Source organism: Paenibacillus sp. 453mf (assembly GCF_900116105.1).
Taxonomy (GTDB): domain Bacteria; phylum Bacillota; class Bacilli; order Paenibacillales; family Paenibacillaceae; genus Paenibacillus; species Paenibacillus provencensis.
The window spans coordinates 1-25,677 of sequence record NZ_FPAC01000005.1; the positions used below are offsets into that span (position 1 = coordinate 1).

The following is a 25,677-nucleotide window of genomic DNA, read 5'->3' on the forward strand; positions in this document are numbered from 1 at the left end:
TTACCCCACCAACTAGCTAATGCGCCGCAGGTCCATCCATAAGTGACAGATTGCTCCGTCTTTCTTTCCTCTCCCATGCGAGAGAAGAACCTATCCGGTATTAGCTACCGTTTCCGGTAGTTATCCCAGTCTTATGGGCAGGTTACCTACGTGTTACTCACCCGTCCGCCGCTAAGTCTCAGAGAAGCAAGCTCCTCATCGACTCCGCTCGACTTGCATGTATTAGGCACGCCGCCAGCGTTCGTCCTGAGCCAGGATCAAACTCTCCAATAAAAAATGTTGTCTAGCAACATCGATTGAAAAGAGCGATAAGCTCATTTAGAAAAACTGACGAGAACATTATGTTCTCTTAATTTCATCATCCATTTGTTCAGTTTTCAAAGAACTTGATTCTTTATCTCAACCGCCAATTTCTCGCGACTGGATATTTATCATATCATTTTATTGTCGATGTTGTCAACATCTTTTTTCGATGTTTTTCAGCATCATTCGACAATATTCTTGCATCGCTCGAAGCGACAAGAAATAATATAACACGTCAAAATTATTTTGACAACCCTTTTTATAAAATTAATTTCTTCAAATGAAACATGAATTAACGAAGCGCAGCTGTCGACAAAACTTAATACGACAAACTGCGCTTCTACATATAACTAGATCGTTCTACTTTAAGCTGCCATTCTACTTAAGCTGCAAGAGCTTAACGAATTCATCCTCGTCTTCAATTGTGTCTATACCGAGCTGCTGAGCTTTAGACAGTTTGCTTCCTGCTTTTTCTCCTGCTATGACGAGATCTGTTTTTTTCGATACACTTCCCGTTACCTTTGCACCGAGAGCTTCAAGTCTTTCGGTAGCTTCTTCTCTCGTTAGCTGATGCAAGGTTCCTGTGAGCACCACAGTTTTCCCATTAAAGAATGAGTCGGTCACAACGACTTGAGCTTCTTCAGGCGCTTTGGCCTCGACTCCAAGAGACAGCATCTTCTCGATACTCGCTTGTATAAATGGATCCTGGAAGAAGGATACGATACTCTCTGCTACGATAAGTCCTACATCCGGAAGTTCCACCAACTCCTCTACTGACGCATTCATAATGCGGTGAAGGTCGCGGTAGTGGTCCGCAAGCATCTTGGTGGTTGATTTCCCTGTATTCGGAATGCCCAATGCATACAGGAAGGAGGCTAGGTCTCTGCCTTTGCTTTCTTCAATAGCTGCCAGCAAATTCTTTGCCTTCTTATCACCGAATCGGGACAACCCAATGAGATCTTCATAGGTCAGGGTGTAGAGCTCGGCCGGTTCTTTCAAACCTTTTTCATCATGGAGCTGTATAGCTGTCTTATCACTGAACGTTTCAATGTCCATGGCATCACGGGAAGCAAAATGAGAGATCCGGGCTACGATCTGCGGCTTACAGTTCATTTTATTGTTACAGAATAAATGCGCACCGCGCTCCTCCAGCGGGAATCCGCATGAAGGACACTCCGTAGGATACACAATCTCTTCTCCATCTGCTTCTTCTGTCACCTTGCCCAGAATTTCAGGTATTACATCGTTCGATCGCCGAATAAAGACACGTGTTCCAAGTGCATACTTCAGGTTCTTGCGCTCGATATCACCAACGTTGTTCAGCGTACAGTTGGATACCGTCACTCCTGCCAGTTCTACCGGTTCAACACGAGCCAGCGGCGTGACTTTTCCTGTTCGGCCCACATTCCAGCTGACCGAGTTCAGCACCGTCGTTGTTTCCTCCGCCTCAAACTTGTAAGCAACGGCCCAACGCGGGAATTTGTCAGTATAGCCCAGCACTTGCCGGGTACGCATGTCTGTTAGCTTGATAACCGCTCCGTCAATAAGATAGTCCAGCTTGTCACGGTTCTCCTGGATTTCGGCCAGACGCTCCATCACATCGTCAAACTCTTGGAAGTAGCTGATATAAGGATTTACCTTGAAGTGATTGTCCCGCAGAAACTGCATCATCTCTTCATGACTCTCAAACTGAATGGCGTCCGAATAGCCCACATTATAGAAAAAAGCACTCAGCCTGCGTTCTGCTGTTACTTTGGGATTCAGATTGCGAAGGGCTCCTGCTGCGGCATTGCGTGCATTCTTGAGAGGATCGACTGCCGTCTCGTTGTATTTGTTAAGCACGGAAAGGTTCATAATCCCTTCCCCCTGCACTTCAATCGTACCGTCCGTGTATGGGATCGTGAGCGGTACAGACTTGATCGTTTTTACTTGTGCCAAAATCCCTTCACCTGTAACACCGTTCCCCCGGGTCGAGGCTTGAACAAGCTGTCCATCTGTATAGGTCAGATTTAAAGTGAGACCATCAAACTTCAATTCAATCGCATAGCCTGGATCAGGAAGCGGTGTGTCTGGATTCTTGGTGTTGTAATCCTGAACAAGACGCTGCACTCTGCCGTTCCAGCTGCGAAGCTGCTCTATATTCTGTGCTTTGTCCAGGCTCCAGAGAGGAGATAGGTGACGATGAGGCTTGAAACCTTTGAGCAGCTCGCCTCCCACACGCTGAGTCGGAGAATCGGGCAGTACAATCCCGCTTTGCGTCTCAAGCGACACCAGCTCATCGTACAAGACATCATACTCTTTATCACTAATCTTCGGCTTGTCCAATGTGTAATAGTGATAGTTGTACTCATTCAGCTCCTTTACGAGCTGCTCCAATCGATGCATTGGATCCATTTAGGGCTATCCCTCCGTGAATAATAATTTTAGAAAAATATGTAAGGCCCGTGAGAGGCCAATTTAGATATACTGCTCTTAGATGTATTGCTCAAATATGCTGATATCTCTCTCAGCGTATTCCGTTTTAACATTAGTCTCCTCACGGGTACCTTCTCTATATAAGGTGTGCTCACACCAATGATGTTAAATTCAGTAGTGCATTGTTATTCCACTTTGGTTATCGGAGCAAAACCTGCGAGCAGACGTTTAACACCAACCGGCGCAGGAAAAGCAATCTGCAGCTCCATATCGTTGCCCGCACCTTTAATGGAGACAATCGTTCCTGTTCCCCATTTGCCATGCTGTACTTTGTCGCCTGCAGAGAAATCCTTCGAGCCACTGCCTGCTGCACTTGCGGCTGCGGCTGCAGCTGCACCTGTTCTCCCTGTTGTAACAGATACTTTAGATGCTGCTGAAGCTGTAGAACCACTGAAGCCGGTGCTGGCCCGAGAGCCCCCAAAGTTACTTCCTCCTCCAGTAAATCCGCGTCCGCCATAGGAGCCTCCAGCGTTGCTGCCTCCCCCGCGGCGATAGCGGTCCTGGGCAATTTTCGTATCCTCCTTGAGATCTTCCGGAATCTCATCCAGGAAGCGGGAAGGTGGATTCGCTGTCGTCCGTCCGAACAACGTCCGCATTTGGGCACAGGACAAGAAGAGCTGCTGTTCCGCACGGGTAATCCCTACATAAGCAAGGCGACGTTCCTCTTCAAGCTCTTCCTCATCCATAAAGGTCCGGCTATGCGGGAACACGCCTTCCTCCATCCCGATAATGAAGACAACAGGAAACTCAAGTCCCTTGGCACTGTGCATTGTCATAAGAACGACCGCATCGTCCTGCTCTTCCTCATCATCATTCATGCTGTCAATGTCAGCAATAAGGGCCAAATCTGTAAGGAACGATACGAGCGACTTATCTTCGTTATTCTTCTCGAACTCCATCGTTACAGACAAGAACTCATCAATATTTTCAAGTCTGGCCTTGGACTCCAGCGTATTCTCATTCTGGAACTCGAGACGATACTGGCTCATTTCGAGTATTTTTTCAGTCAGCTCAGTTACCGACAAATATTCAACCATTCGATGAAGTGCCGCAATCATATCATAGAATTCAACCAGCGCATTGCGTGTACGTCCAGCAAAACCCAGATCGTCAACCACCTCAAGCACTTTGAAAATGGACACGCCTCTCTCCCCCGCTGCGGCAGCGAGCTTACCAACGGTCGTATCACCGATGCCACGTTTAGGCACATTAATAATTCGCGTGAGGCTGATATCGTCATCAGGGTTCGATAGGAGGCGCAAATAAGCAAGGACGTCCTTGATCTCTTTACGGTCATAGAACTTGATCCCGCCGACAATTTGGTAAGGAATATCCGACTTAATCAAAATTTCCTCGATAACCCGGGACTGTGCGTTGGTACGATACAATATCGCATGGTCCTGATAGCTCTTGCCCTTGTTCACATTCTTGCTGATCTCGGAAGTTACAAAGTATCCTTCGTCATGCTCAGAGTCCGCACGGTAGACCTTGATCTTGTCCCCGCCGGTCTTATCCGTCCACAGCTTCTTCGGCTTGCGTCCCGAATTCAGTGCGATGACGGCATTAGCCGCATCCAGGATATTCGAAGTCGAACGATAATTCTGCTCCAGCAGGATCGTGCGGGCTTCCGGATAATCCTCTTCGAAATTTAAAATATTGCTAATATCTGCACCGCGCCAGCGATAGATCGACTGGTCACTGTCACCCACGACGCATATACGATGATGCTTGTCCGCGAGCATCCGGGTCAGCATATACTGCGCACGGTTCGTATCCTGATACTCGTCCACATGGATGTATTGGAATTTCTTCTGATAGAAATCAAGCACTTCCGGCATTTCTTTGAAGAGCTGAATGGTCGTCATAATGAGATCATCGAAGTCAAGCGAGTTGTTTGCTTTCAGGCGTTTTTGGTACATCGTGTATACTTTCGCCACAATACCTTCAAAATAATCGCCGATCTTTGATTCATACTGTGCTGGAGTTACCAACTCATTCTTTGCCGTACTCATGGCGGACTGAATCGCTTTGGGTTCAAATTTCTTCGTATCGATATTCAGATCCTTCATACAGTTACGAATAACGGACAGCTGATCCGCCGAGTCGAGAATACTAAAGTTAGAGGTGAATCCGATCCGCTCAATATCGCGGCGCAAAATCCGAACACACATGGAGTGAAACGTAGATACCCATATATCGCGCCCTTCCGAACCGACGAGCTTCGATACCCGCTCCTGCATCTCCCGTGCTGCCTTATTCGTAAATGTGATGGCGAGAATGCCCCAAGGTGCTGTTTTTTTAGTGGCAATCAAGTAAGCGATACGATGCGTCAGCACTCTCGTCTTACCACTCCCTGCGCCGGCCATAATGAGAAGTGGTCCTTCTGTTGTAATAACCGCCTCCCGCTGCGGAGGGTTCAGACGTGCAACAGCGTCCTGTATATTAATGGATTGCATACATGCAAGCCCCTTTCGTTATTGAAGTAAAAAAGTGCATCATCCTCTATTCGAGGTTGGTTTGGTCTCACCCGGTTTTACCGCCTGAACCGTAGCAAGTGCTGACGGCAAATCATAATAAACGGCATTGCCCACAACAATCGCATCCGCTACCTTTGCTGCCTGAGCTGCTGTATCATAATCGACAATCCCGCCGCCATAAAATAGCTGAGACTGGTACGCCGCATTACGAGCTGACTCTACTGTTTCCATATCACCAAAGGTTCCGCTGTATTCAATGTACACCACAGGCAGATTCATCAGTCTGTCCGCTACCTGTACATAAGCAGCAACCCCTTCAGCCTCAAGCGCTGTATTCGGAGAGGTCAGCCGTGCTACCGTTGAATCAGGATTCAGTACAATATACCCTTCACAAACGATAAGCTCCCAAGGAATCATATACCCGAAATGTTCAATGGCGGCCTGATGCTGTCCGGTGATCCAGCGCGTATCCTGTGCGTTCAGCACCATAGGAACCATGTAAAGATCAAATCCGGGCACAACCGCCTCAAGATCAGAAATTTCTTGTACACATGGAAGCTCGTACCTCCGCACCCTAGACAGCAGGTCCACCGTGTTATCGTACGTGATGCCGGAAGAGCCGCCAATCATAATCGCATCCGAACCGGACATGCACACAGCTTCAAGTGCCTCATCCGTCAGTTCACGGTCAGGATCGAGTTTGAAAATATGCTTCCATGCCTTGATCATTTCCTTCAAAATTCCATTCCTCCACGCGAGCAAATCACTACTAAAACAAGTCTATGATAGTGGGCTAAGGTAAGTCAATGTTCGTATACGAGGCGAACAAGATTTTTCGCTGGAAACGGAGGATGGAATACCAAAAAACCTGCAGCTTTCTTATGAAAGAGCAGGTTTGCATGGGCAGCTAGAGAGCTGCATTTATTACGCAGTCGAATCAATTTCATAATACCTTTAGCTGCTTATATCAAGGGTATATATAGATCAAAATGACTTTACTTGTCTATATATAGTTTCAAATTTACCTATTTAATGATTTATGAAATTGATTCAGTCATGTATTTAATTTAACTAGATTAAACATTTGTGCTCTAAAACATTCATTGATTAAATCATTCGCATCTACCAAAAATTCGGCTTCAAAATACTTTAATACTCACTTACCCGACTGCGAACATATAATCGTTTGGGCTTCTCTGCGTATAGCTTCTGCAATTCTCTCAGCTCCCGCTTTAACTGAGCATTCTCGTCCTTCAGTAACCGAATCTGCTCCTCTGCCACATGAATCTTGTCCTGCAGCTTCTCCTCCAAAGTCCAGTGCTTACGATTATGTCGCTGTCTCCCCTCATTCATAAGTCCTTTCTCGCCATACTTATCAAAGATCGCCCTCCATCGCTGCAAGCATCTCTTCGGAGTATCGGTACCAATCGCTTCTAAGCAGAATCCACCGCGTATAAAAATCTCCCTTGGCCGAACCCCATCCTGATCTGCACGAATCGCAGCGATTTTAAAAACAGACGTATAGGTGATATTCCTGCCCTCTATACTGGACACGTTCGGATTATGTTTGAGCTCATACAGCTGGGCCTGCGTAAATTCTTTGGGTCTTCGGGTTGCTTTTGCCATATCGAAAAACCTCGCTTACTCTTATGTAATTTAATGATTCATCCGGGCTAACATCAAAAAGACCCGCTAAGAGGCACTGTCAAAGCGGCCTTCCAAGCGAGTCTGAATTGTGTGCTTAATGACAGCCCTAAGCTAATTATCTGCAAAATACTTCCAAAAGTTTATAGAAGAACACAAATTTATCATTTTAATGAAGTATGAAATGGATTCTGTTTAGCTAAGCTGCTGAGCGGCTTCGCTGTTACAGTATATGATCCTGCCATGAATAACCGTGAAAAATCCGACCGGAGAAAGCTCCATAAGCTGCAAATAACGGTGCTCATTCTCTCGAAGTATGCGGGTATTTTGGATCGCCTCTACTTCCATCTGCCTGAGCTGATTCTCTGTCTGGCTCCGAACGATGCTTTTTAGCTCAGGCAGAATATTCAGCTCCTTGCTCAGCCAAGGATACGAGGTGGATTCAACCACCTCTCGCCATTTTTCAAATGACTTGCGGGGGGATACTCTGCACTCAACTTCCAATATAATCAGATCTTCGCTCGAAAGAGCGATGCCAAAAAAGTCGAAGTCCTTTTCCGTCTCTGCGTTCTTGATCTTTACACTCATATATTGTAAATCTGTCTGACGTATCACTGGCGCTTAAATTGCGGTCAATCAGCTCTTACAGCGACTCCCACCCCATGAGGCGAATCCATTCCCGGAATGTGTATCGTCTGTAAGATCCTCCCTTTATGATTGGCCACCGTTGGTATTGCAGATAAGCCATTGATTAAGCAATCGGAAGGTCTCTTTTGCCGTACCAACGATTACCTCGCGATCCGCGCCTGCTTCTACAGCCTTGTTCATGATTTCGCTTAATTCTTTCCATTGCGTGCGTGTATCCTGTCCATATGCATTAAAATACGAAAGTCCCATTCCAGGCTCCAGAGCTAAATGATTTCTCAGCTTACGGGTAATAATCTGTCCTCCCAGCGTGGAGCCTTCAATGACATATAAATATCCCAGCAGTTGTTCGGACGAAGCGATCTCGGGAATTTCACCACAAATGGGAACCTGCTGTCTACTTGAAGAGATGAATGCCAGATCCTGCTCCAGCAGCGGCGATTTCGCACGATGCTTCATATCGATGCCGAGTTCCTGGACACCATCAAGCTGTGCAATCTTCTGTTCTATCGGCAGAATAAAACCGTAAATTTTCTCTAAGTACGCCTGATATTCGGCTCTGGTAAGGGTATGGTTCATAATGGCCTTGGCGTAAGCATTTTGTTCGATCTGATCATGATCCTCCGCCGTTTCTTTCCGGAGTTGTTCCATAATGGTTGTCATTTCCACGAACCTCCCTGTGCATATGTAATTAAAATAGATAAAATCATTATCATAACTCATTAAAAAAGTGACTATGAAATGGATTCAGATAAACAATTCCCTCAGTATAAGCAATGTCAGTCGAAAAGACCTACAGATTTCCAATAACATAGGATGTTTGCCATTGACCTGCTTAAATCCTCTCACCTATGCTTATATAATCAGAAATAAACGATTACGGAGAGAATTACTGATGCGTTTATGGCATGAGGATCTAATTAGTATGCTCCCGAGACCCCAGCTGCTTGGACAGCACCGGGAATGCTGCGCGCTGCGGGGCGGCGGATGGGGAAAGAAGCACGCGACTGTTAATTATGTATATGACTATCATCCACTGAAGCTGATGCGTTACCATATCTTAATTATAGAAGAAATGAAAAACCGGGGATACAACGTAGATAGCCTATGGGAACATCCCGCTTACCGCGGAAAGCAGACCGATCCATGGGATTGGGAGGATGAATACGATATAGTGGCCCAAGCGCGTTATGATGAGCATGACGATGCCTACATGAAGGAGTGCCTCGATAATCTTGCAAAGAAGGGCATTATACTGGAAGTGGATCTGGCGGACAGCCTGAGGTAAGGTTAGAACGAAATACGCTAATAGGCTGGGATTTGCAGCAAGTCATAACGACGGTATAGAAAAAGATGGCGTTCTCTTGGAGCAAGAGTCTGCCATCTTTTTTCTGCATTTAGTACGCGTTCTTGAAGCCGTTAAGAATGGTTCTAAAAATGATCTTGATATCAAAGAGCAGCGACCAATTTTCGATGTAGAAAATGTCTTGTTCGATCCGATCCTCAATGGAGGTATCTCCCCGGAGCCCCTGGCTCTGGGCAAGTCCCGTAATGCCTGGACGGACATGATGCTTAATCATGTATTTCGGAATTTCTTCCTTAAACTGGTTCACAAAGTACGGACGCTCCGGACGGGGACCAACCACACTCATATGTCCGAACAGCACGTTGAAGAACTGCGGTAGCTCATCCAGGCTTGTAGCTCTTATGAAGGAGCCGAATCGGGTGCGTCTCGGGTCATTACGAGTAGTCCAGCCGGTGTCCACTGTTCCCTCCGGAAGCAGCTTCATCGAACGAAACTTGTACATATGGAAGGTTCGGCGATTCAGTCCTACACGCTCTTGTTTAAAAATAACCGGTCCAGGTGAAGTCAGCTTCACTCCCAGCGCTACGAGCAGCATCACCGGCAAGGTAATGATAATGGCCAGTATGGAGAAGATGATATCGAACACCCGCTTGACCAAACGGTTCATCGTCAGATCGAGCGGAATGTCTCTTACGTTGATGAGCGGCATGCCGGCAAAATAATCAAACATCGGACGCGCAGGCAAATAATCGAAGAAGTCCGGGATGATTAAGGTACGTACGCCTGCTTTTTCACATGTATTGATAATCTCTGGATATTTGCTGTGTGCATCCAGTGGAAGAGCGAGTACAACCTCGTCGATCATATGTTTAGAAAGAATGGCTGACAGGTCGTCCATTGATCCTAGAATCGGTTTGAAATGCTTCTGCTCGTCTGCATCCCACTTCCGGTAATCGTCCAGAAAGCCAATGATCTCATAACCTAAGTCGGGATACTGGCGTAAATTATTATAGAATGTTCTGCCAAGTGAACCTGCTCCCAGAATCAGCATGAACTGACGGTTGTAGCCTTTTTGGCGTAAGGATTTTAGAATTTGCTTTAAGATATAGCGATAAAACAGCGTGAATGAAATGTTTCCAATCATGTAGATCCCTAGATAGGAACGGGAAATATTGACTTCCTTGAAAAAGAACATCAAGCTTAACAAAATGAATAAACTGATCAAATGAATCTCGATGATTTTCCAAAAATCTTCTGCAAACCGTTTCTTTCGCTTCGGCGTGTATAAGGAAACAAAAAACCCGACGATAATGGCAATTCCTCCATATACAAGGCTCCACAGCGTATAGGTTTCGAGAGGTACGGACACCTCGTATGGCAGTAAGCCACTCTCAAACTTTATCCACCATGCGAGTAAAAAGGAAAGCTGTATAATAAAGAAATCAACACCGACATACAACTGAGTTAACACCTGCTGATTTCTGCGAATCATAAGTTCACCTCATTAGAAGAAGACTTCCCGGTTATCCGAGGCTCAGATTCGCCCCTGCTGCTGAACCGGTTTAATCCATTTTTCATGAAAGATAATGCGAGTTTGACTCCAATTCCGCTATATACGGCTGCATTCGTTAATAGATTATATTTCGCTTGGTAATGCTTCTGATGAAATACCCACATGGCTCTATGAAATTCGTAGATGATCTTGGCTGGCTTTCTTCGGGAACTGGCGCCTTTGTAGTGAATAATATATGTATATGGATAGTAGTGAATGTCCCAGTCCGCTTGCTTGATTCGGTAGCACCAGTCTATATCTTCGCCGTACATAAAGAAGGTCTCGTCCAGACCTCCAACCTGTTCTATTACTTCCTGCCTTACCAGCATAAAGGCCCCTACCAGGCAATCGACCGGATAAGCTTGATCCGGGTCCAGATGTCCCAGCTGGTATTGATTATATCTCGGGTTATCCGGAAAGAGCTTCGAGATACCGAATGCATAATAAAATGATGCGGAAGGTGTCGGAAACCCTCTCTTGCAGGCCTTGTCCAGCGATCCATCCGGCAAAATAATTTTGCAGCCCGCTGCTCCCACCTTCTTGTTCTCAGGTGCATCCATGAAGGATAGCATCGCTTGCAAAGTGTCCTGCTGTACCACCGTATCCGAATTGAGCAGAAGTGAATATCTTCCTCCAGCTATCGCCAGTCCCTGATTGTTCGCTTTTGCAAAGCCTGTATTCTCTTGATTGGCAATCAGACGCACCTCTGGAAACTGTTCAGCTACGGCTTCAACGGTACCATCGCTAGAATGGTTATCTATTAAAATGATTTCATAGGCATACTCCGTTCTGGATTCATACACAGACGTGATGCAATCCAGCGTTAGCTGCCTCGTATTGTAATTCACGATGATAATGCTAAGATCCATAAGAAATCTCCTGACAAAATGTACTAATCTATCGACAATTATAGCACATAGAGATATATTTTTCCTGAAATGTCCTGGATTTAACTTTTAGGAGAGGTTTTACGAGCCGTCTGAATGTATCTTCTTTTTGCTTTTAATTCCGAACGGCATTTATACAATGACTTCCAAGCACTCAGAACATCTCTTTCCTTCCATAGAAAATAAAAATTACTTGCCAGTTCAAAAGGTAAGAAAAAAATCAAGTTCTTTAATAACTTGCCGATACTCTCATTTTTATAGATCATCTTGTAACGATTGATATAAGAGACTTGGCGAATAAATAAGGGTATGGATTTTCGATTGTCTTTTTTCCATCCCCGTTCATGCAGAGCCACCGCTTCAGCAATATAGAAGGATTTCCAGCCAAACACCTGAGCTCGCCAAGCTACATCTACATCTTCTTTATAGGCGAAAAAATCACTATCAAAAAACTGCCCGTCGATACTGATGTCGTCAATCATTTTTCGAGAATACATTGCTGCAGCGCCAGAGACACCAAACACCTCATTAGAGGACGTCCATTTATCTGCTGATTCCCCTGCTCCCCGATCAAACGCTCTATAGGTCTTGTTCATCGTTAGTCCCGTACTATCAATTAAGGATGGATCTGCTTTTAGTCTAAGCATGCCTGCAGCACTTCCGACTTCGCTATGATGATCCATAAATTCGACTAAGTATCGAATGTAATCAGGTTCAAGGGAAACATCCGGATTCAACACAAGCACATAGTCTGTCGTCGTCGCTTGTATCGCCTGATTATGGGCAGGAGCAAATCCTGTATTAGATTCATTCTCAATGAGCTGTATTTTAACCTTATTTTCGCGATAGGCAGGATGCTGTCTGACCCTGTCTGTGGTCTGGTCCGTAGAGTTGTTATCTACGATGACAATGGAGCGAACGGAATAGCTCTGCCGAAGAACATGATCAATACATTCCTTAATATCGTCTGCACTGTTATATGTAACGATATGCACACTGACTGTGCTATACCGTTGTTCATTACTTCGTATCTTCTTTGGTTTTGCTAAGGTTTCCTTCATTTTGTAAAGTTGTCCTTCTCATATAGTATATTTAGTGTTCTGATTCTATAATAAACCATGTTGGTTCAAGATGACATGCGATACAAAGCAAAAAGGTCCCTTCTCACCCTTTCCCAGTTGGAAAAGATAGAACGAGACCTTCTTGTCATCTATTCTGTTCTGACACTTATTGCTTTCAGTTCTGCCAAGAAGTCGTTTAATCCTTCCCGCCATGGTCGAAGATCTGTTAAACCATTTGTTCGAATAGCCAGATGCTCCATCACCGAATTTTGAGGGCGGGGGGCAGGCCGTGGAAACATGTCTGTCGTGCAAGGCTCCAAGGATGCTGTTACCTTCATATCAAGCACCTGAGCTGCTTCTTCCAGTATCGCTTGAGTAAATTCATACCACGTGCAAGAACCACTATTAGAAGCGTGATAGATTCCGTACTTTTCCGTTTGAATCAACTCATACAGAAATGCTGCCAGGTCTACGGTATAGGTAGGAGATCCCTTCTGGTCGTTTACCACATTGAGCAGCGGCTTCTCCTGCCCCAGCTTCAGCATGGTCTTAACAAAATTATTGCCGTGAAGGCCATAAACCCAGGAAGTACGTACAATAAAATAACGTGAGGATAAGCTTTGAGTTAGAACCTCGCCGGCTCGTTTGGATTTACCGTAGATACTTTGCGGGTCCGTATTGTCATATTCATGATAAGGTTCTGAAGATTGGCCATTAAATACATAATCTGTGCTGATATAGACGATTTTGGCCCCAATCTTCTCAGCAGCAACGGCCAGGTTACGGCTTCCTGTGGCATTAACTAAGTAAGCACCTTCTACATCCGTTTCTGCCGCATCCACTGCCGTATAGGCTGCACAGTGAATGATCGCTTGTGGTTTGAATTCGGCCACCACAGCTTCACACTGTTCTGAATTTGTGATATCAAGTGTTTGACGATCACAAGCAAGGACCTCGCAGCCTTTACTCTGCAACAGCATTACGACATCCTTCCCGAGCTGACCTGCCGCTCCGGTAACCAGAACTTTCATCGATTAGTCCCCCAGTCGCTCTCCATATTGTTGGGAATAGTATTGTTGGTAGGCTCCGGATTGAATGCGGGTCCACCACTCCTCATTGTCCAAATACCACCGGATCGTTTCCTTGATTCCCGTCTCAAATGAGTGCTTTGGCTTCCAACCAAGCTCCGTCATCGTTTTCTCCGGGTCAATGCCGTAGCGCCGATCATGCCCCGGTCGGTCCTTCACATACGTAATCAAGGATTTGGGCTTCCCAAGCTCCTCCAGAATCGTCTCGACGATCTCTATATTCGTCCGTTCATTGTTACCGCCAATATTGTACACCTCGCCAAGCTTACCTTGATGGATGACCAAATCGATGGCAATGCAATGGTCCTCGACATACAGCCAATCCCTTATGTTTAATCCATCTCCGTAGATGGGCAGGGATTTGTCCGAGAGAGCATGGGAAATCATCAGCGGAATGAGCTTCTCTGGAAATTGGTAAGGTCCATAATTGTTAGAACAGCGCGTAATATTTACAGGCAGCCCAAACGTTTCATGATAGGCTCTGACTAGCAGGTCACCGCCCGCTTTACTCGCAGAATAAGGACTATTTGGCGCCAAAGGAGTTTCTTCCGTAAATAGTCCCGTAGCTCCAAGAGATCCATATACCTCATCCGTGGATACCTGAACAAATTTGGATACGTTATATTTCTTCGCCGCATCGAGCAGCACCTGCGTCCCAAGCACATTTGTCTTCACAAAAACGTCTGGTTCCAATATGCTGCGGTCCACATGAGATTCTGCTGCAAAATTGACAACAACATCTACATCCTGCTGAATCAATTCGTCCATAGCTTTCGCATCTGTAATGCCTGCTTTCACGAACGTATGTTTAGGGTTGTTTTCGATTGATTTTAAATTTTCCAAGTTTCCGGCATAAGTCAACGCATCCACGTTAATAATTTCATATTCTGGATGTACTCTTAACATGTATAATACAAAATTACTGCCTATGAAGCCGGCGCCGCCCGTTACAAGTAGTTTCATATAAAATCTTCACCACCCTCTAGTTCCTTATTAATCTGTAACTAACAATATCTACGGCTCTGTTCTGAATCAATAAATATGTATATTAAGTAAAATTTTTAATTATAACAACTAAGATAGAAAATAAGATAACAGTAACTAAGATGTGCTTGTCATTTAACAGTACCTCTTCCGGTTTTCCACCGGCATTTTCCATGTGTATGAGGTAGTAATACCTAAATATCCCGTATAATACAAAAGGGACTGTAAACATCATTGCTGTTCCTTCAGAATAACAGTACATTGAATAGAACATAATCAGGACACCGGTAATCACCGTCATAAGTTGATCAAGTAATTCAACACTATAGAATTTCAAAACTTTCCGTTGACTGATCTGTTTATTCTTCAGCAAGAGCAATTCGTGCCTTCTCTTGCCTAATGCTAAAAACAAGGAAAGACCTAATGTACATAGAATAAACCATGAAGTTAAAGTGCCATCAACAGCAATCGCTCCCGTTACAGCTCTGAGAACAAATCCTGCCGCAATTATCATAACATCTATAATGACAATATGCTTTAAATAAAGACTATAAGAAAGATTCATAAAAAAATAAACAAGAACAGCAATTAAGACATGACTATTAATAGAGATCGCTATTCCAACTGCAAATAAAAAAGTAAATAATAATAAAATAATGGATACAGGAATATTTATTGCACCAGATGCAATGGGTCTGTATCTTTTTTCTGGGTGAAGCCGATCTTTATCTACATCAACAATGTCATTAATAATATAGATTGTGCTAGCCATAAAGGAGAATGAAAGAAAGGCTAAAAATGCTTTTAATAAGATGCCGGGGTCAAGAAAAGCCCCTGAAAATATAGCCGATGCAAATACAAGTAGATTTTTTGTCCATTGCTTAACACGCATTTCTGTAAGCAAATCAATTAATACATGAAATAACTTTCTTTTCTTCTGTACTACCATTTGATGTTCCAAAATGATACACTCCTACTAAAAAAGATTTATCACATAACCTATTAAAATCCCCAAGACTATTCCTCCAACCACTTCAGCCTTTGTATGCCCTATTCTTTCTCTTAACTTACCTGAATCCCCTATACTTAGTATGTTGATGTTTTTGGCGTGTTCTCCGACATATTTACGCAAACCGGTCGCATCGAATATGACGATCATCACCAATGCCACTCCCAAGCCAAAAACAGGAGAATTAAATCCTTCTCTTAAACCAATTAGCCAAGTAATTGTAGTAACCACAGTTGTATGATTACTAGGAAATCCACCGTTTCCAATATATGTGTTCGCTTTTTGTCCAAAACGAACTCTATTAATTAAATACTTCAAGCAGCCTGCAATAAACCAAGCAATAAAAGGAACAAAGAAATAATTCATCAGTACGATCTCCTATTCGTATTCCAACTAGGTCTATTGTTGAAAACAATCCATATATTTCAGTGCTGCGCTTTCTACTCCGAATATTTCTCTAATCATTTCTGAATCTTGTATATATTGATCCCTATTTTCCAAAACTTTAATTATTTCTTGAGCAAGTTGCTCCACATCTTTAGGCGGTGCTGTTTCTCCCATTTTTGTTTTTCTCGTTATAACCCTTACTCCAGGCAAGTCAGAAGCTACAACCGGTACACCTGCAAGCATTGATTCAACCTGAACCATTCCAAAGGCTTCGAGCGAATTTGTACTCGGGAGAACAAAGAGATCAAGTGAGTAGTAAAAATCAATGAGTTCTTGTGTCGATAATCTCCCTAGAAATTTCACATAGGTATCATCCCAACCTATCCTACTCTTTAAATCCTCGTAGACACTACCGCCTGCAACATTGTTGTAGTCACCAGCTATTAAAAATTGAGCATCTGGCACAGCTTTCTTTACGATTGGGGCTGCTTGAAGCAAGATATCTATCCCTTTCTCCTCAACAATCCTGCCACAAAACCCTATATATCTATTTTCATGTTCGGAACGAGGGTCTGAATTGCTAAATTCTTTATAGAATGAAGAGGTAGGATGAATCTCTACCCACTTACCTCTAAAATCTGGAAGTATTCTTGAACTTTCTGCATAATCATAAGAGCTCACAATTATCTTCCTTGCCCTTTTAAAACTCCATCTAGAGGAAATGTCCATTAGTTTCACAATAGTAGAGTTAACCAGAGATTTTGGAAGATTAACATCGCACTGATAAGTTAGAAATAATTTGTCTTTACTTGTCAAATGGCTAATCATACCTGCTTCTGCCATTGGAAGGTGTAAATTAACTACGTCTGCATTTTTTTGATACTTTTTAAACAATCTTAGGAACTCTAAGCTAATATATCCTTTACTTATATTGAACAGCACATCTGCACGCTTTACTTTGACTCCATTAATTTCTTCGGACTTCGGTAGTTCTTTTTTGTGCCTCGCCGTCAATACGGTCACATCATGCTTTTTAGCCAACTCCTCAGCTAAGGATTTAGCACATTCTGAAAGTCCGCTTATATACGGGTAGTAGTAATTTAGAACAATTAATATCTTTAGTCTCATTTCTTTACCTCTTCTTTGTATTGAAAACAAATAATTTATTTACACCAAAGGTTGCCACAATAATTGTAATGCTTAAAAGAATACGTGATAAGTTCACATTGAAACTCAAAATAGATACTAATAAATAAAACAAACCGCTATCAATTAATAAAGACACAATTCTTACGATTATAAATTTGACGAATTGCTTATAGTCATTTTGTGAGGAACTTTTGAAAACAAATTTTTGATTTAAAATATAATTAATGATGACCGCAAAAATATAACTTAATACATTCGCAGTTATGTAATACATCCCTAGACCTTCCAACAAAAAGAAAGCAAAAAGATTGAGAGCGGTCGTAACCGCCCCCCAAAAACCGTATTTCACCAGCTCGATTATACTTCTTTTTGTATTTTGATTTCCAAAATCAGACCCCAGTGAATCCACATCCTACACCACCAATAATTAGATACTCTCACAAATTTGGTTATTTTAAATCAACGTCTAGATGCCTAAGAATAAACCCAAATTTTCTATTATCTCCCGTATCTACCGTGTTTAAATCTCCTTCAGAAATAACCGTTATGCTTAAACTTTCGTTCGGCAAAAGATTTATCGTCTCTGTTTCAATAACATTGCTAGACATCCCTTGACCAATTAAATTGCCATTAGCATACACCTTAATAGGGCGGGAAGAAAATATTCCACTCTCAGTCTGTAAAGATATACTTAATGTTTGTTTATTATCGCTTCCATTAAATACAGATAGCTCCGACTCATTAGAGCTTGTCCATCTAAAATAACCAATCCCATCCTGTTCAAGATTATAAAGCCCACTAATCGGCCTGATTGCTGCTGTGGGAGCATGTAACAAAACATACTTATCGTTATGCCACAGCACTTCTTCTGTTTGAGATAAAAACGAGTAATAATCCTGCTTTGAAACTATAGAATATTTAGTGTTTTCGAACTCATGTGGAACGAGAAAACCGAAATAGGAATTATCAAACTCATAAGTTTTATTGTGCTTTATGGGAACCTCTTTTAAAGCATAAACAATACTATGCTTATCAGCAGGAGAACTGCTCGTTATTCCTATCGGCTCATCGGGCGGAACTAATTTCACGGCATCTTTTAATTCCATAACAGAATGATCGAAATAATATATGTCCCCCCCTTTGTAGTTCTGATAGGCAGTTACTATATTTGAACCAGCAACGAATATAACGGTTGTTCCGAATATAATTTTCCTAATATATAATCCCTTTACGTTAAGTTTCCAACCATCAGCAAAATATACGAAGAATAGGATTATAAACGGGGCAATCGTTGTAATATGCTTCATTTCCGCATATGCGCTTGCACTGGATCTTAGATACAGTTCATTTGCGGCAAAGAAAATAAAAACACTAAGTATCGCATATTTGTACCATTCTTTTTTTAAAAACATGCCGATAAAAACAGCTGAAATAAATACTAAAAGAAGGAGGAATTTCAAAATGGTATAGCCTGTTATGAAATATTGAGAGTTGATTCCTAATAAGTTTAGCTCATGTCCTAAACTTTCAAGATTAGGCCCACCATACAAGATACTCATAATCTGATCCTTACTCATTAGATTTCCTGAATAAGGGTCTATACTACTTGCATCATCTAAAACCCTTGTGAGTATATTGATATTAAATTTGGCTGCAATAAACATTCCCACTGGATTGAGTATAAAAGAGAGTGCCCCAACCTTAAGTGAATCAATCAAAATTTTAATTCTAGTTTCACTACTAGCTGTTATATATTTGCTCACAGCAATAGCAATAAAAATAAATAATAAATAAATCGCATACTCAGAATATACGCTCAATGTTCCTACTAGAAATAATGCCGATAAGAAGACAAAGCCCTTATGTTGTTTTTGTCTGTCCAATCGTATGAACAAACCTGTGAAACTGATTAGACATGTTATACCGAAAATTTGGGGCGCATACTGTGAAAACACAAGAAATGCCCACAATCCACCTGCTGCAAATATAGCAGCAGCACATAAAGAGGCTTTCCTACTAACATTTAAACAATAGGAAAGAAAAAAATAAGCTGAAAAAATAGTCAATGTAGCAAGTGTACCGGTTAACAAATAATATACTTCATGCGAATCCAGTTGAAAGACACTCATGAAGAATGCCCCCAACAGGTCAGTTCCGATTCTCGTGTTATTTACCATATAATGAGCAAGCGAGTTAAATGGCATCTCAGAGGAAAAAGGGATTGACTCAGTGAATCTATGGGATTTCAGCCAATCCATACTTGATAGATAATAGGCAATATCATTATTACCATTCTGTAAGCTCAATAGTTCATTTTTAAATAGAATTGGAAATTGTAATATAACGATTGCTATAAATATAATTAGTAATAAAAATTTATCTGAAAACATCGTTCTCAGCCAAATCAGACTAACATCTCTTATTATAAATAACAGGGCGTATATTAGCAGAACTATAAGAATTAGAGCAGTCGCCTTTACTGGTAGCACAAGGGAAAGAATTTGAATGACGCACGTCATTGAAATGGCTCCCAGCAATGGAATGAAGACGGAAAAACCCAGGTTAGACAACAACCCTCTATCCAATCTAATTAACTTAAAACATAACAAGCCCGAAATAGAAAATATCAGAATCATAAGAACTGATAGGAAAATTGGCAACATTATTTGAAAACTCCTTCTGCATTATTAACATAAAGGAACCTTCCCCATCGACTAATTCCGATACATATAAACTTAAAAGCCAATGGAAAGGATCATCACATCAGGGATCTTATTTCGTCTATATTTCAAAAACAGTTGTAAAGTTCACCTACCTGGCAAGATCTACGAGGTAATTGATAATCGAATCTAGCTCCTCATCGATTAACACATTCAATAAATTTTCCTAAAATAATTTCCCAATCAAAGTGTTTCATTACGTATTCTTTTCCGCTTAACCCCATCTTTTTTCTTAAATTATCGTTCTCCAGCATCATATTTAGACAATATACAAATTCACTATAATCTGTATAATATAAGCCTGCGTTTCCTCGTTCACAATGTCCTACTAATACATCGCAATGCCCATTAACAATAACCGGTGTTTCGTAATACAAACTCTCGAGTACAACCATGGATAAGCTTTCAAATTTAGAAGGCATCATTAAAATTTCAGCGTTCTTCATCGCAGCAAATTTTTCTTCATCCGTCACAAAGCCCAGCGGGATTATATCGGGATCATTTGGGATATCAATCACAGATTTACCTATCAAAACTAACTTAGGAGGTTTTGAGACTGTTTTTTTATATCTTAAATAATAATCAAATAATTCCTTGCATCCTTTCGATTCATCTATTCTACCGACGTATAAGATGTAGTCCTCATTAATATTAAATTTGTCTTTAAAATCTTGGATATCTATCTCCTTGTCAGGAACATCAACACCCACTCCTGCAACAACGCTATGTAAATGTTCGTTGTGAAAAGTTTTAAGAACAAAATCTTTCTCTTCTTCAGTTAAGAAAATGATGGATTGAGGAAGATGAAAAAACGGTTTAAAGATAGAAAAATATATATAAGGTTCATCATGAGCAGTAGGAACTAAAATACTTTTCTCTGGAATTTGCTGTAATCCCCAAAAAGTAGTGAAATATAGATATGTAAAAAATATCACTTTTTCATACTGATGATGATTACTCTTAATATAGTTAATCAAATCAAACGATACAGGTCCCTGTGCCTTCATCCATTCCAGTTCGTCATATACGTTTCTATCAGCTTTTGTAAAAACTTGCTCATTTACCTTATTGAACTTCTTCATTTCTCTAGGAAAATCCGTTTTAAATCTTCTGACCGTCAGGTTATGGATTTGTTCGACATCCGCCTGATAGTGATTTTCCCAGGTGGTGTAGTCCAAAGCTTTCGTAGTCAATATCTCTACATCATATATTCGGCTTAATTTTTCAGCAATCAGCCTGCAACTCAGCTCTGAACCACCATTCACCTCTAGACCGTATCTTTGCACAACAAAAGCAATTTTCTTTTTCATACTTCCTCCATGGTAAAATCAAGCTCATCTATTTAACTGCGGCCATTTCGCCTTTTAATTTACTCATAAAGATTTCAGTTGTATTTTCCTTAGAGAAATATTCCAGACGTCTTTTCTGGTTCATTAAAATTTTCTCTCGAAGTTCATGATCATCAACCATTACCTTGATTAAGGAGGCTACGGAAGAATACTCCTTGTCCATGAACAAAATACCTCCATTCCCTAATGTCTCGGGAACCGCTGCCTCCTTGTAAGCTACAATGGGGATCTGGAATTTCATCGCTTCAAGAATCGGCACACAGAAACCTTCATGCTCGCTCATATTCAAGAACATATCTGCATTCCTGTAGTAGGATAGAATGTCTCCAAAAGGTATATGGCCCGTTAAGTGGACGTCTTCTAACTGCAGTTCTTTAATTAGTCCCTTTAACTGCTCGTAGTACTTCTCCATTCGAGTGTAAGAACCAACTAGATGTAAGCGGGCATCTTTATCAAAATACGTTTTATAAATATAAAAAGTTTTGATAATATCCTCTTGTTTTTTATTCGGGGCTAATCTTCCGACAAACAGAAAATCAGTCCCTATTTTAGATTGTTGAAGTTTTTTAAAAAGCGCTGCATTATATTTACCATCATAATCTTCATAATTAATGATGATCGGTGTTACATGGGTGTTGGAATATCCGACCTCATCAAGTTCTGCTTTGTTATAAGCAGAGTCCGCAAAAGCAATATCAATAAAATCTTTCAAAAAGAGCAGTTCTTTTCTCCCTTTATCACATAGATCAGCCGATTGATCGTCATAGCCTCTGAAGTAATGACTTGGCGTTATATTATGATATAATAACATTCGTTTATCTGTGAATTTCGGTATTTCGTAAGCCAGATCACATCCAATGGCCAAGTGATAAATAAGCGGCTGATCTTTTGGTATACTGTGGGCAGGCTGTACAAGATGAGAAACTTTGGGATGGATATGCTCGGCATAAATCTTTGATTTAATCCCCATCTTCTCCATAGCCACCTTCATATTTATTGCTGAGTTACTGACCGCATCGCCATAACTCATAGCGGGTAAAAGTTGATTTATAATCATCGTATCACCGTACTCCTCATTTTTTGCCTGCGACAAAATAATCCTGATTTCCAAACACGACTTCATTCCAATGCTGTAACCCCGTATTAAATCTAGTCAGAGCTTCCGGATCCATCGTCGGGATGGACAAGGACGGCAGTTGAACAATAGGATTGTTAGGAGAGAAATAGTTGACCTCTACCTCTCTAAACCCTTCTGATTCCCATATAAACTGAGCTGTAAACGGATGAATAGGCTTATTATGAGTCAAATCCAAATAAAAGCTTTGAGCGAAAATAGATAAGCTTCGTGGATTAGGTGTCTCGGCAATAAGCCAACAATTCGGTTTTAGTTTTTTGTAGGCTAACTTAACCATATTGATGATATCTTCCGGCTTCATATGCTCGATAACTTGGCCCAGGAAAATACCCTCCACGGAATTATCCTCCAAGGACTGAAGGTATGATATCAAGTCAGCCTTTTTAATGTTAAATCCTCGTTCACGGCAATATTCAACCATATCGTCATCAATATCTATTGAGACAACATTAATATTTTGCTGCCACATCAATTCTGTAAACTCCCCACGGCCGCATCCAAGATCGAGCACGTTGGAAGCTTGGGAGAAGTAAGGGAGGTATTGTTTTTGTCTTTCAATTATCTCCTCCCTGCTTCCTCTGAAATATTCCTCAAACAAATAATAATCAAAATCAAGTCCGGTACTCTGAGACTCTTCTTTATATTGATCTTTCGCTGTAACAAGTTCGTTATGACCATAATCGTCTGTTTGGACAGATCTTAATTTCCGTTCTATTCTCCTTAGGCGTTCATTAGCAACCCGAGTAGTTTGTTTCAAAGTAATCAGCTCTGCATCAAGATGACTTTGATTCAATTGTTCAATATGGGATAGTTTATTATAGAGTGTGCCTTTTATTTCTGTTAACTCTTCCTTAACAGCAGTTAATTTATCATCCATCTCTCTATATAAAGCATTGGCATTGGCAATACCAGCCTGATCTTCACGCTGATCGTTCTTGTATTTTTCAGACAGCTCATATACTTGGGCTTTTAATAATCTGATTTGTTCATTTTTATTCTCCAGTTCGGCTTGAATGCTGCTATAATTCGCCTCATTTAGTTCGAATTGTTTGCATACTGTCATATATTGGGAGAATAATTCATTTACCGTTCTTGTTAGATTTGCATTAAACTCATTTTGTCCTGATGCATATGGATTTATATACCATCTCAATAATTTACGAATTAACTTTTTACCTTTAACTATTATTGGCCCTAAGTATTTTCTATGTGATGTTATATTAAACTCCGGATTTGTATTCCATGAACGATTTAAGATATCCACTTTCTCATGTAATGCCCTTAGATCCAAAGTGCTCTCCGGAGTGTAATTATTCTCAACTTTACTTAAAGAAACCTCATGCAGTTTTTCTGTGATATTGTGCTTGTTCAGCTCTTTTTTCATCTTTGAAATAATTTCTCGCACATCTATCTCATCATCATTGATTTCAATTTCCATAGTCCTCATCCTTTCAATTCCCAGGTATGATCCAAACGAACAATGCCTACGTCATTTATATCTGAAGATACTTGAAATGAATAGACGCTGGTTAGATAGTCGTATGGTTCCCCATTTTCATGATGTACCGCTACATCCAGCTTATAGATACCTGGCAGAAGAGTTAGCTTGCTAATATTAAATCTGATATGGCCTTCATTTGGTAAAGATTCCGGAGGAATGGAACGATCAATATTTGTGTTGGTTCCATAACAATAAGTATTATCGCTTGTAAAAAAGCCAACTCCGAATACTACACTGCTGGCTTTTTCATTGATCTTATATTGAATATTGATGATCATTTGATCCCCAGTATTGAAATTTCTTTTGATCTGTTCTTGAGAGTCACTAAACCAAACATCCTGTATTTCTATCTTCTTATTTCCCACTCTGATATGATTTCGGTTTTCTTCCGGTTCCGTTATATTCGACAGTTCAAGTGATTCATTCAACGGTATTTCATTGTTTTCTAACTTTTGATCTTCGATCAATCTTTTATTTTCTTCTTCTGATAGAAAAGCCATATATTGCATAATGATATCTCTAGGAGAACCATCAGCCCTTACTTTTCCGTTATTAATCCAAACAGCCCGGTCGCAAATTTTCTCGACCATGCTATTGTCATGTGTAACTACAACAATTGTTTTCCCTTTTCCCTTTAACTCTTTTATCTTCTCAAGACATTTGTTTTGAAATGCACTATCACCCACAGCTAAAACTTCATCTATCAGCAAAATATCGGGATCTACACTTATGGCAACAGAAAAAGCTAAGCGCATATACATTCCAGATGAATATATCCTCACAGGCTGGTGAATATATTCATGAAGTTCTGAAAACGCAATAATTTCATTTAATTTGGCATCAATCTCTTTCTTTGATAGACCTAATATCGAAGCATTCATATAAATATTTTCAATCCCCGTAAATTCCGGGTGAAATCCTGCACCTAATTCTAAAAGACTGGAGACTCTTCCATTTGTTTTTATTGAACCTACATCCGGATGGAGTATTTTGGTCATAAGTTTCAGAAGTGTACTTTTCCCTGATCCATTTCTTCCAACTAATCCCACGGTATGCCCTTCATTGATCATCAGATTAATTTCTTCTAGAATCCAATCCTCTTTGACTGTTTGTTTCCCGAATCTCAACACTTTATCTTTTAACGTATTTTGTTTATCGATATAATTTCTAAACTTTTTTGATACATTACTTACCTCAATGGAGTATGACATAGGACGTTCGTTCTCCTTTACACTTCTTCAGCAAATCGTTTACTCAATTTCCTGAAAATAATCCAAGAAAATAACAACAAAATTAGATTATAGACAAATGATTTTAATAAATTTATAAATTCAGGATTACGCTGATAGTAAAATATATCTTGCAGAGACTCAATGATTGGCTTCATAGGATTAAAATCAAATATAAATTGATATTGCTCCGGAATCATACTCGAGGGATATATAATAGGTGTAAAGTAGAACCATGCCATCACAATTACCCCTAAAATATGTTCCAGATCTCTAAAATAAACATTCAAAGAGCTGAAAAGCAAAGTCAGGGCATACGTAAGCAGGAACTGTAAAAAAAGAATAACCGGAAAAAACAAAGCATGAACTGACAGGGTCATCCCGCTAATAAAAATAGCAGCAAACATAATAATAAGTCCGAATATATAGTTCACCATACCTCCGAACACGGTTGACAATGGCAGAACTTCATGCGGAAAGTAAATCTTCTTGATGAGGTTAGAATTTCGAATGATGATGCTGGCACTACCTTGGACCGAAGAGGAAAAATTCAACCAAGGCAGCAAACCTATAAACATGTATATTGTGTAGTTATCCATATCAAATCTCATAATTGTAGAGAACACAATAGTATATACCAAAAGCATCAACAAAGGATTGAGAAAAGTCCATAGGAATCCCAAGATAGACCCCTTGTATCTAGTTCGTAGATCGGAGAGCACTAAGCTTTTTATCATTTGTTTATAGTTAAACAGTTCTATTAGAATATTTTTCAC

The 25,677-nt window shown here is 41.0% G+C and carries 22 protein-coding genes and 1 rRNA gene; 1 reads left to right on the forward strand and 22 read right to left on the reverse strand.

Annotated elements, in window-relative coordinates; translation table 11 throughout:
- From BM415_RS18690 to BM415_RS18720, 7 genes are all read right to left on the reverse strand, one after another.
- Window positions 1-273: ribosomal RNA gene (locus BM415_RS18690) — 16S ribosomal RNA — on the reverse strand; the annotation flags it as partial.
- 408 nt (window positions 274-681) lie between these two features.
- Complete coding sequence (gene ligA, locus BM415_RS18695) at window positions 682-2,697, reverse strand: NAD-dependent DNA ligase LigA (protein WP_091160636.1); 2,016 nt, start codon at window positions 2,695-2,697, stop codon at window positions 682-684.
- 206 nt (window positions 2,698-2,903) lie between these two features.
- On the reverse strand, window positions 2,904-5,234 hold the full coding sequence (gene pcrA / locus BM415_RS18700; RefSeq protein ID WP_091160639.1) for a DNA helicase PcrA: 2,331 nt from the start codon (window positions 5,232-5,234) through the stop codon (window positions 2,904-2,906).
- 39 nt (window positions 5,235-5,273) lie between these two features.
- Complete coding sequence (locus BM415_RS18705; RefSeq protein WP_091160641.1) at window positions 5,274-5,993, reverse strand: heptaprenylglyceryl phosphate synthase; 720 nt, start codon at window positions 5,991-5,993, stop codon at window positions 5,274-5,276.
- 411 nt (window positions 5,994-6,404) lie between these two features.
- Window positions 6,405-6,881 carry a hypothetical protein gene (locus BM415_RS18710; protein ID WP_091160642.1) on the reverse strand — a complete coding sequence of 159 codons (477 nt, stop codon included), beginning with the start codon at window positions 6,879-6,881 and terminating at the stop codon, window positions 6,405-6,407.
- Window positions 6,882-7,094: 213 nt separating this feature from the next.
- Entirely contained in the window at window positions 7,095-7,487 is a 393-nt protein-coding gene (locus BM415_RS18715; protein WP_091160644.1) for a GAF domain-containing protein, read from the reverse strand.
- 123 nt (window positions 7,488-7,610) lie between these two features.
- Window positions 7,611-8,207, reverse strand: a complete 597-nt coding sequence (locus BM415_RS18720; protein WP_091160646.1) for a biliverdin-producing heme oxygenase — start codon at window positions 8,205-8,207, stop codon at window positions 7,611-7,613.
- A gap of 232 nt (window positions 8,208-8,439) precedes the next feature.
- Here BM415_RS18720 and BM415_RS18725 point away from each other — a divergent pair, with 232 nt between their 5' ends.
- Window positions 8,440-8,832: a TIGR02328 family protein gene (locus BM415_RS18725; RefSeq protein ID WP_091160647.1), complete on the forward strand. Its 393-nt coding sequence runs from the start codon at window positions 8,440-8,442 to the stop codon at window positions 8,830-8,832.
- Window positions 8,833-8,941: 109 nt separating this feature from the next.
- On the opposite strand, the gene BM415_RS18730 is transcribed toward BM415_RS18725, so the two are convergent.
- From BM415_RS18730 to BM415_RS18800, 15 genes are all read right to left on the reverse strand, one after another.
- Entirely contained in the window at window positions 8,942-10,342 is a 1,401-nt protein-coding gene (locus BM415_RS18730; RefSeq protein ID WP_091160649.1) for an undecaprenyl-phosphate glucose phosphotransferase, read from the reverse strand.
- Complete coding sequence (locus tag BM415_RS18735; protein WP_091160650.1) at window positions 10,339-11,271, reverse strand: glycosyltransferase family 2 protein; 933 nt, start codon at window positions 11,269-11,271, stop codon at window positions 10,339-10,341. The genes BM415_RS18730 and BM415_RS18735 overlap by 4 nt, the downstream gene beginning before the upstream one ends.
- A gap of 80 nt (window positions 11,272-11,351) precedes the next feature.
- Window positions 11,352-12,350, reverse strand: a complete 999-nt coding sequence (locus tag BM415_RS18740) for a glycosyltransferase family 2 protein (protein WP_091160652.1) — start codon at window positions 12,348-12,350, stop codon at window positions 11,352-11,354.
- Between the two features lie 149 nt (window positions 12,351-12,499).
- Window positions 12,500-13,381, reverse strand: coding sequence for a dTDP-4-dehydrorhamnose reductase (gene rfbD / locus BM415_RS18745; RefSeq protein ID WP_091160653.1), 882 nt, complete (start codon window positions 13,379-13,381; stop codon window positions 12,500-12,502).
- 3 nt (window positions 13,382-13,384) lie between these two features.
- A complete protein-coding gene (rfbB, locus tag BM415_RS18750; RefSeq protein WP_091160656.1) occupies window positions 13,385-14,401 on the reverse strand; it encodes a dTDP-glucose 4,6-dehydratase in 1,017 nt (338 codons plus the stop codon).
- Window positions 14,402-14,486: 85 nt separating this feature from the next.
- The gene (locus BM415_RS18755) at window positions 14,487-15,383 is read right to left on the reverse strand and encodes a decaprenyl-phosphate phosphoribosyltransferase (protein ID WP_244533592.1); all 897 of its coding nucleotides are present in this window, start codon (window positions 15,381-15,383) and stop codon (window positions 14,487-14,489) included.
- Window positions 15,384-15,398: 15 nt separating this feature from the next.
- Window positions 15,399-15,797: a divergent PAP2 family protein gene (locus BM415_RS18760; RefSeq protein WP_091160658.1), complete on the reverse strand. Its 399-nt coding sequence runs from the start codon at window positions 15,795-15,797 to the stop codon at window positions 15,399-15,401.
- Between the two features lie 33 nt (window positions 15,798-15,830).
- Entirely contained in the window at window positions 15,831-16,946 is a 1,116-nt protein-coding gene (locus BM415_RS18765) for a glycosyltransferase family 4 protein (RefSeq protein ID WP_091160659.1), read from the reverse strand.
- Between the two features lie 4 nt (window positions 16,947-16,950).
- Window positions 16,951-17,376 carry a GtrA family protein gene (locus BM415_RS18770; protein WP_091160661.1) on the reverse strand — a complete coding sequence of 142 codons (426 nt, stop codon included), beginning with the start codon at window positions 17,374-17,376 and terminating at the stop codon, window positions 16,951-16,953.
- Window positions 17,377-17,416: 40 nt separating this feature from the next.
- The gene (locus BM415_RS18775; RefSeq protein ID WP_139237021.1) at window positions 17,417-19,486 is read right to left on the reverse strand and encodes a hypothetical protein; all 2,070 of its coding nucleotides are present in this window, start codon (window positions 19,484-19,486) and stop codon (window positions 17,417-17,419) included.
- A 338-nt stretch (window positions 19,487-19,824) separates the two neighbouring features.
- Window positions 19,825-20,997: a glycosyltransferase family 4 protein gene (locus BM415_RS18780; RefSeq protein ID WP_091160665.1), complete on the reverse strand. Its 1,173-nt coding sequence runs from the start codon at window positions 20,995-20,997 to the stop codon at window positions 19,825-19,827.
- Between the two features lie 28 nt (window positions 20,998-21,025).
- Window positions 21,026-22,093, reverse strand: coding sequence for a glycosyltransferase family 4 protein (locus BM415_RS18785; RefSeq protein ID WP_170862557.1), 1,068 nt, complete (start codon window positions 22,091-22,093; stop codon window positions 21,026-21,028).
- A 16-nt stretch (window positions 22,094-22,109) separates the two neighbouring features.
- A complete protein-coding gene (locus BM415_RS18790; protein ID WP_170862558.1) occupies window positions 22,110-23,609 on the reverse strand; it encodes a class I SAM-dependent methyltransferase in 1,500 nt (499 codons plus the stop codon).
- Between the two features lie 5 nt (window positions 23,610-23,614).
- Window positions 23,615-24,883, reverse strand: a complete 1,269-nt coding sequence (locus tag BM415_RS18795) for an ABC transporter ATP-binding protein (protein WP_091160670.1) — start codon at window positions 24,881-24,883, stop codon at window positions 23,615-23,617.
- A 17-nt stretch (window positions 24,884-24,900) separates the two neighbouring features.
- Window positions 24,901-25,638, reverse strand: a complete 738-nt coding sequence (locus tag BM415_RS18800; protein WP_244533603.1) for an ABC transporter permease — start codon at window positions 25,636-25,638, stop codon at window positions 24,901-24,903.
- Between the last annotated feature and the right edge of the window lie 39 nt (window positions 25,639-25,677).

Coding starts and splice junctions, on each gene's coding strand:
- ligA (WP_091160636.1), bottom strand. CDS start 2,697: ATGGATCCAATGCATCGATTGGAGCAGCTCGTAAAGGAGCTGAATGAG.
- pcrA (WP_091160639.1), bottom strand. CDS start 5,234: ATGCAATCCATTAATATACAGGACGCTGTTGCACGTCTGAACCCTCCG.
- BM415_RS18710 (WP_091160642.1), bottom strand. CDS start 6,881: ATGGCAAAAGCAACCCGAAGACCCAAAGAATTTACGCAGGCCCAGCTG.
- BM415_RS18715 (WP_091160644.1), bottom strand. CDS start 7,487: ATGAGTGTAAAGATCAAGAACGCAGAGACGGAAAAGGACTTCGACTTT.
- BM415_RS18720 (WP_091160646.1), bottom strand. CDS start 8,207: ATGACAACCATTATGGAACAACTCCGGAAAGAAACGGCGGAGGATCAT.
- BM415_RS18725 (WP_091160647.1), top strand. CDS start 8,440: ATGCGTTTATGGCATGAGGATCTAATTAGTATGCTCCCGAGACCCCAG.
- BM415_RS18730 (WP_091160649.1), bottom strand. CDS start 10,342: ATGATTCGCAGAAATCAGCAGGTGTTAACTCAGTTGTATGTCGGTGTT.
- BM415_RS18735 (WP_091160650.1), bottom strand. CDS start 11,271: ATGGATCTTAGCATTATCATCGTGAATTACAATACGAGGCAGCTAACG.
- BM415_RS18740 (WP_091160652.1), bottom strand. CDS start 12,350: ATGAAGGAAACCTTAGCAAAACCAAAGAAGATACGAAGTAATGAACAA.
- rfbD (WP_091160653.1), bottom strand. CDS start 13,381: ATGAAAGTTCTGGTTACCGGAGCGGCAGGTCAGCTCGGGAAGGATGTC.
- rfbB (WP_091160656.1), bottom strand. CDS start 14,401: ATGAAACTACTTGTAACGGGCGGCGCCGGCTTCATAGGCAGTAATTTT.
- BM415_RS18760 (WP_091160658.1), bottom strand. CDS start 15,797: ATGAATTATTTCTTTGTTCCTTTTATTGCTTGGTTTATTGCAGGCTGC.
- BM415_RS18765 (WP_091160659.1), bottom strand. CDS start 16,946: ATGAGACTAAAGATATTAATTGTTCTAAATTACTACTACCCGTATATA.
- BM415_RS18775 (WP_139237021.1), bottom strand. CDS start 19,486: ATGACGTGCGTCATTCAAATTCTTTCCCTTGTGCTACCAGTAAAGGCG.
- BM415_RS18780 (WP_091160665.1), bottom strand. CDS start 20,997: ATGAAAAAGAAAATTGCTTTTGTTGTGCAAAGATACGGTCTAGAGGTG.
- BM415_RS18785 (WP_170862557.1), bottom strand. CDS start 22,093: ATGATTATAAATCAACTTTTACCCGCTATGAGTTATGGCGATGCGGTC.
- BM415_RS18790 (WP_170862558.1), bottom strand. CDS start 23,609: ATGGAAATTGAAATCAATGATGATGAGATAGATGTGCGAGAAATTATT.
- BM415_RS18795 (WP_091160670.1), bottom strand. CDS start 24,883: ATGTCATACTCCATTGAGGTAAGTAATGTATCAAAAAAGTTTAGAAAT.
- BM415_RS18800 (WP_244533603.1), bottom strand. CDS start 25,638: ATGATAAAAAGCTTAGTGCTCTCCGATCTACGAACTAGATACAAGGGG.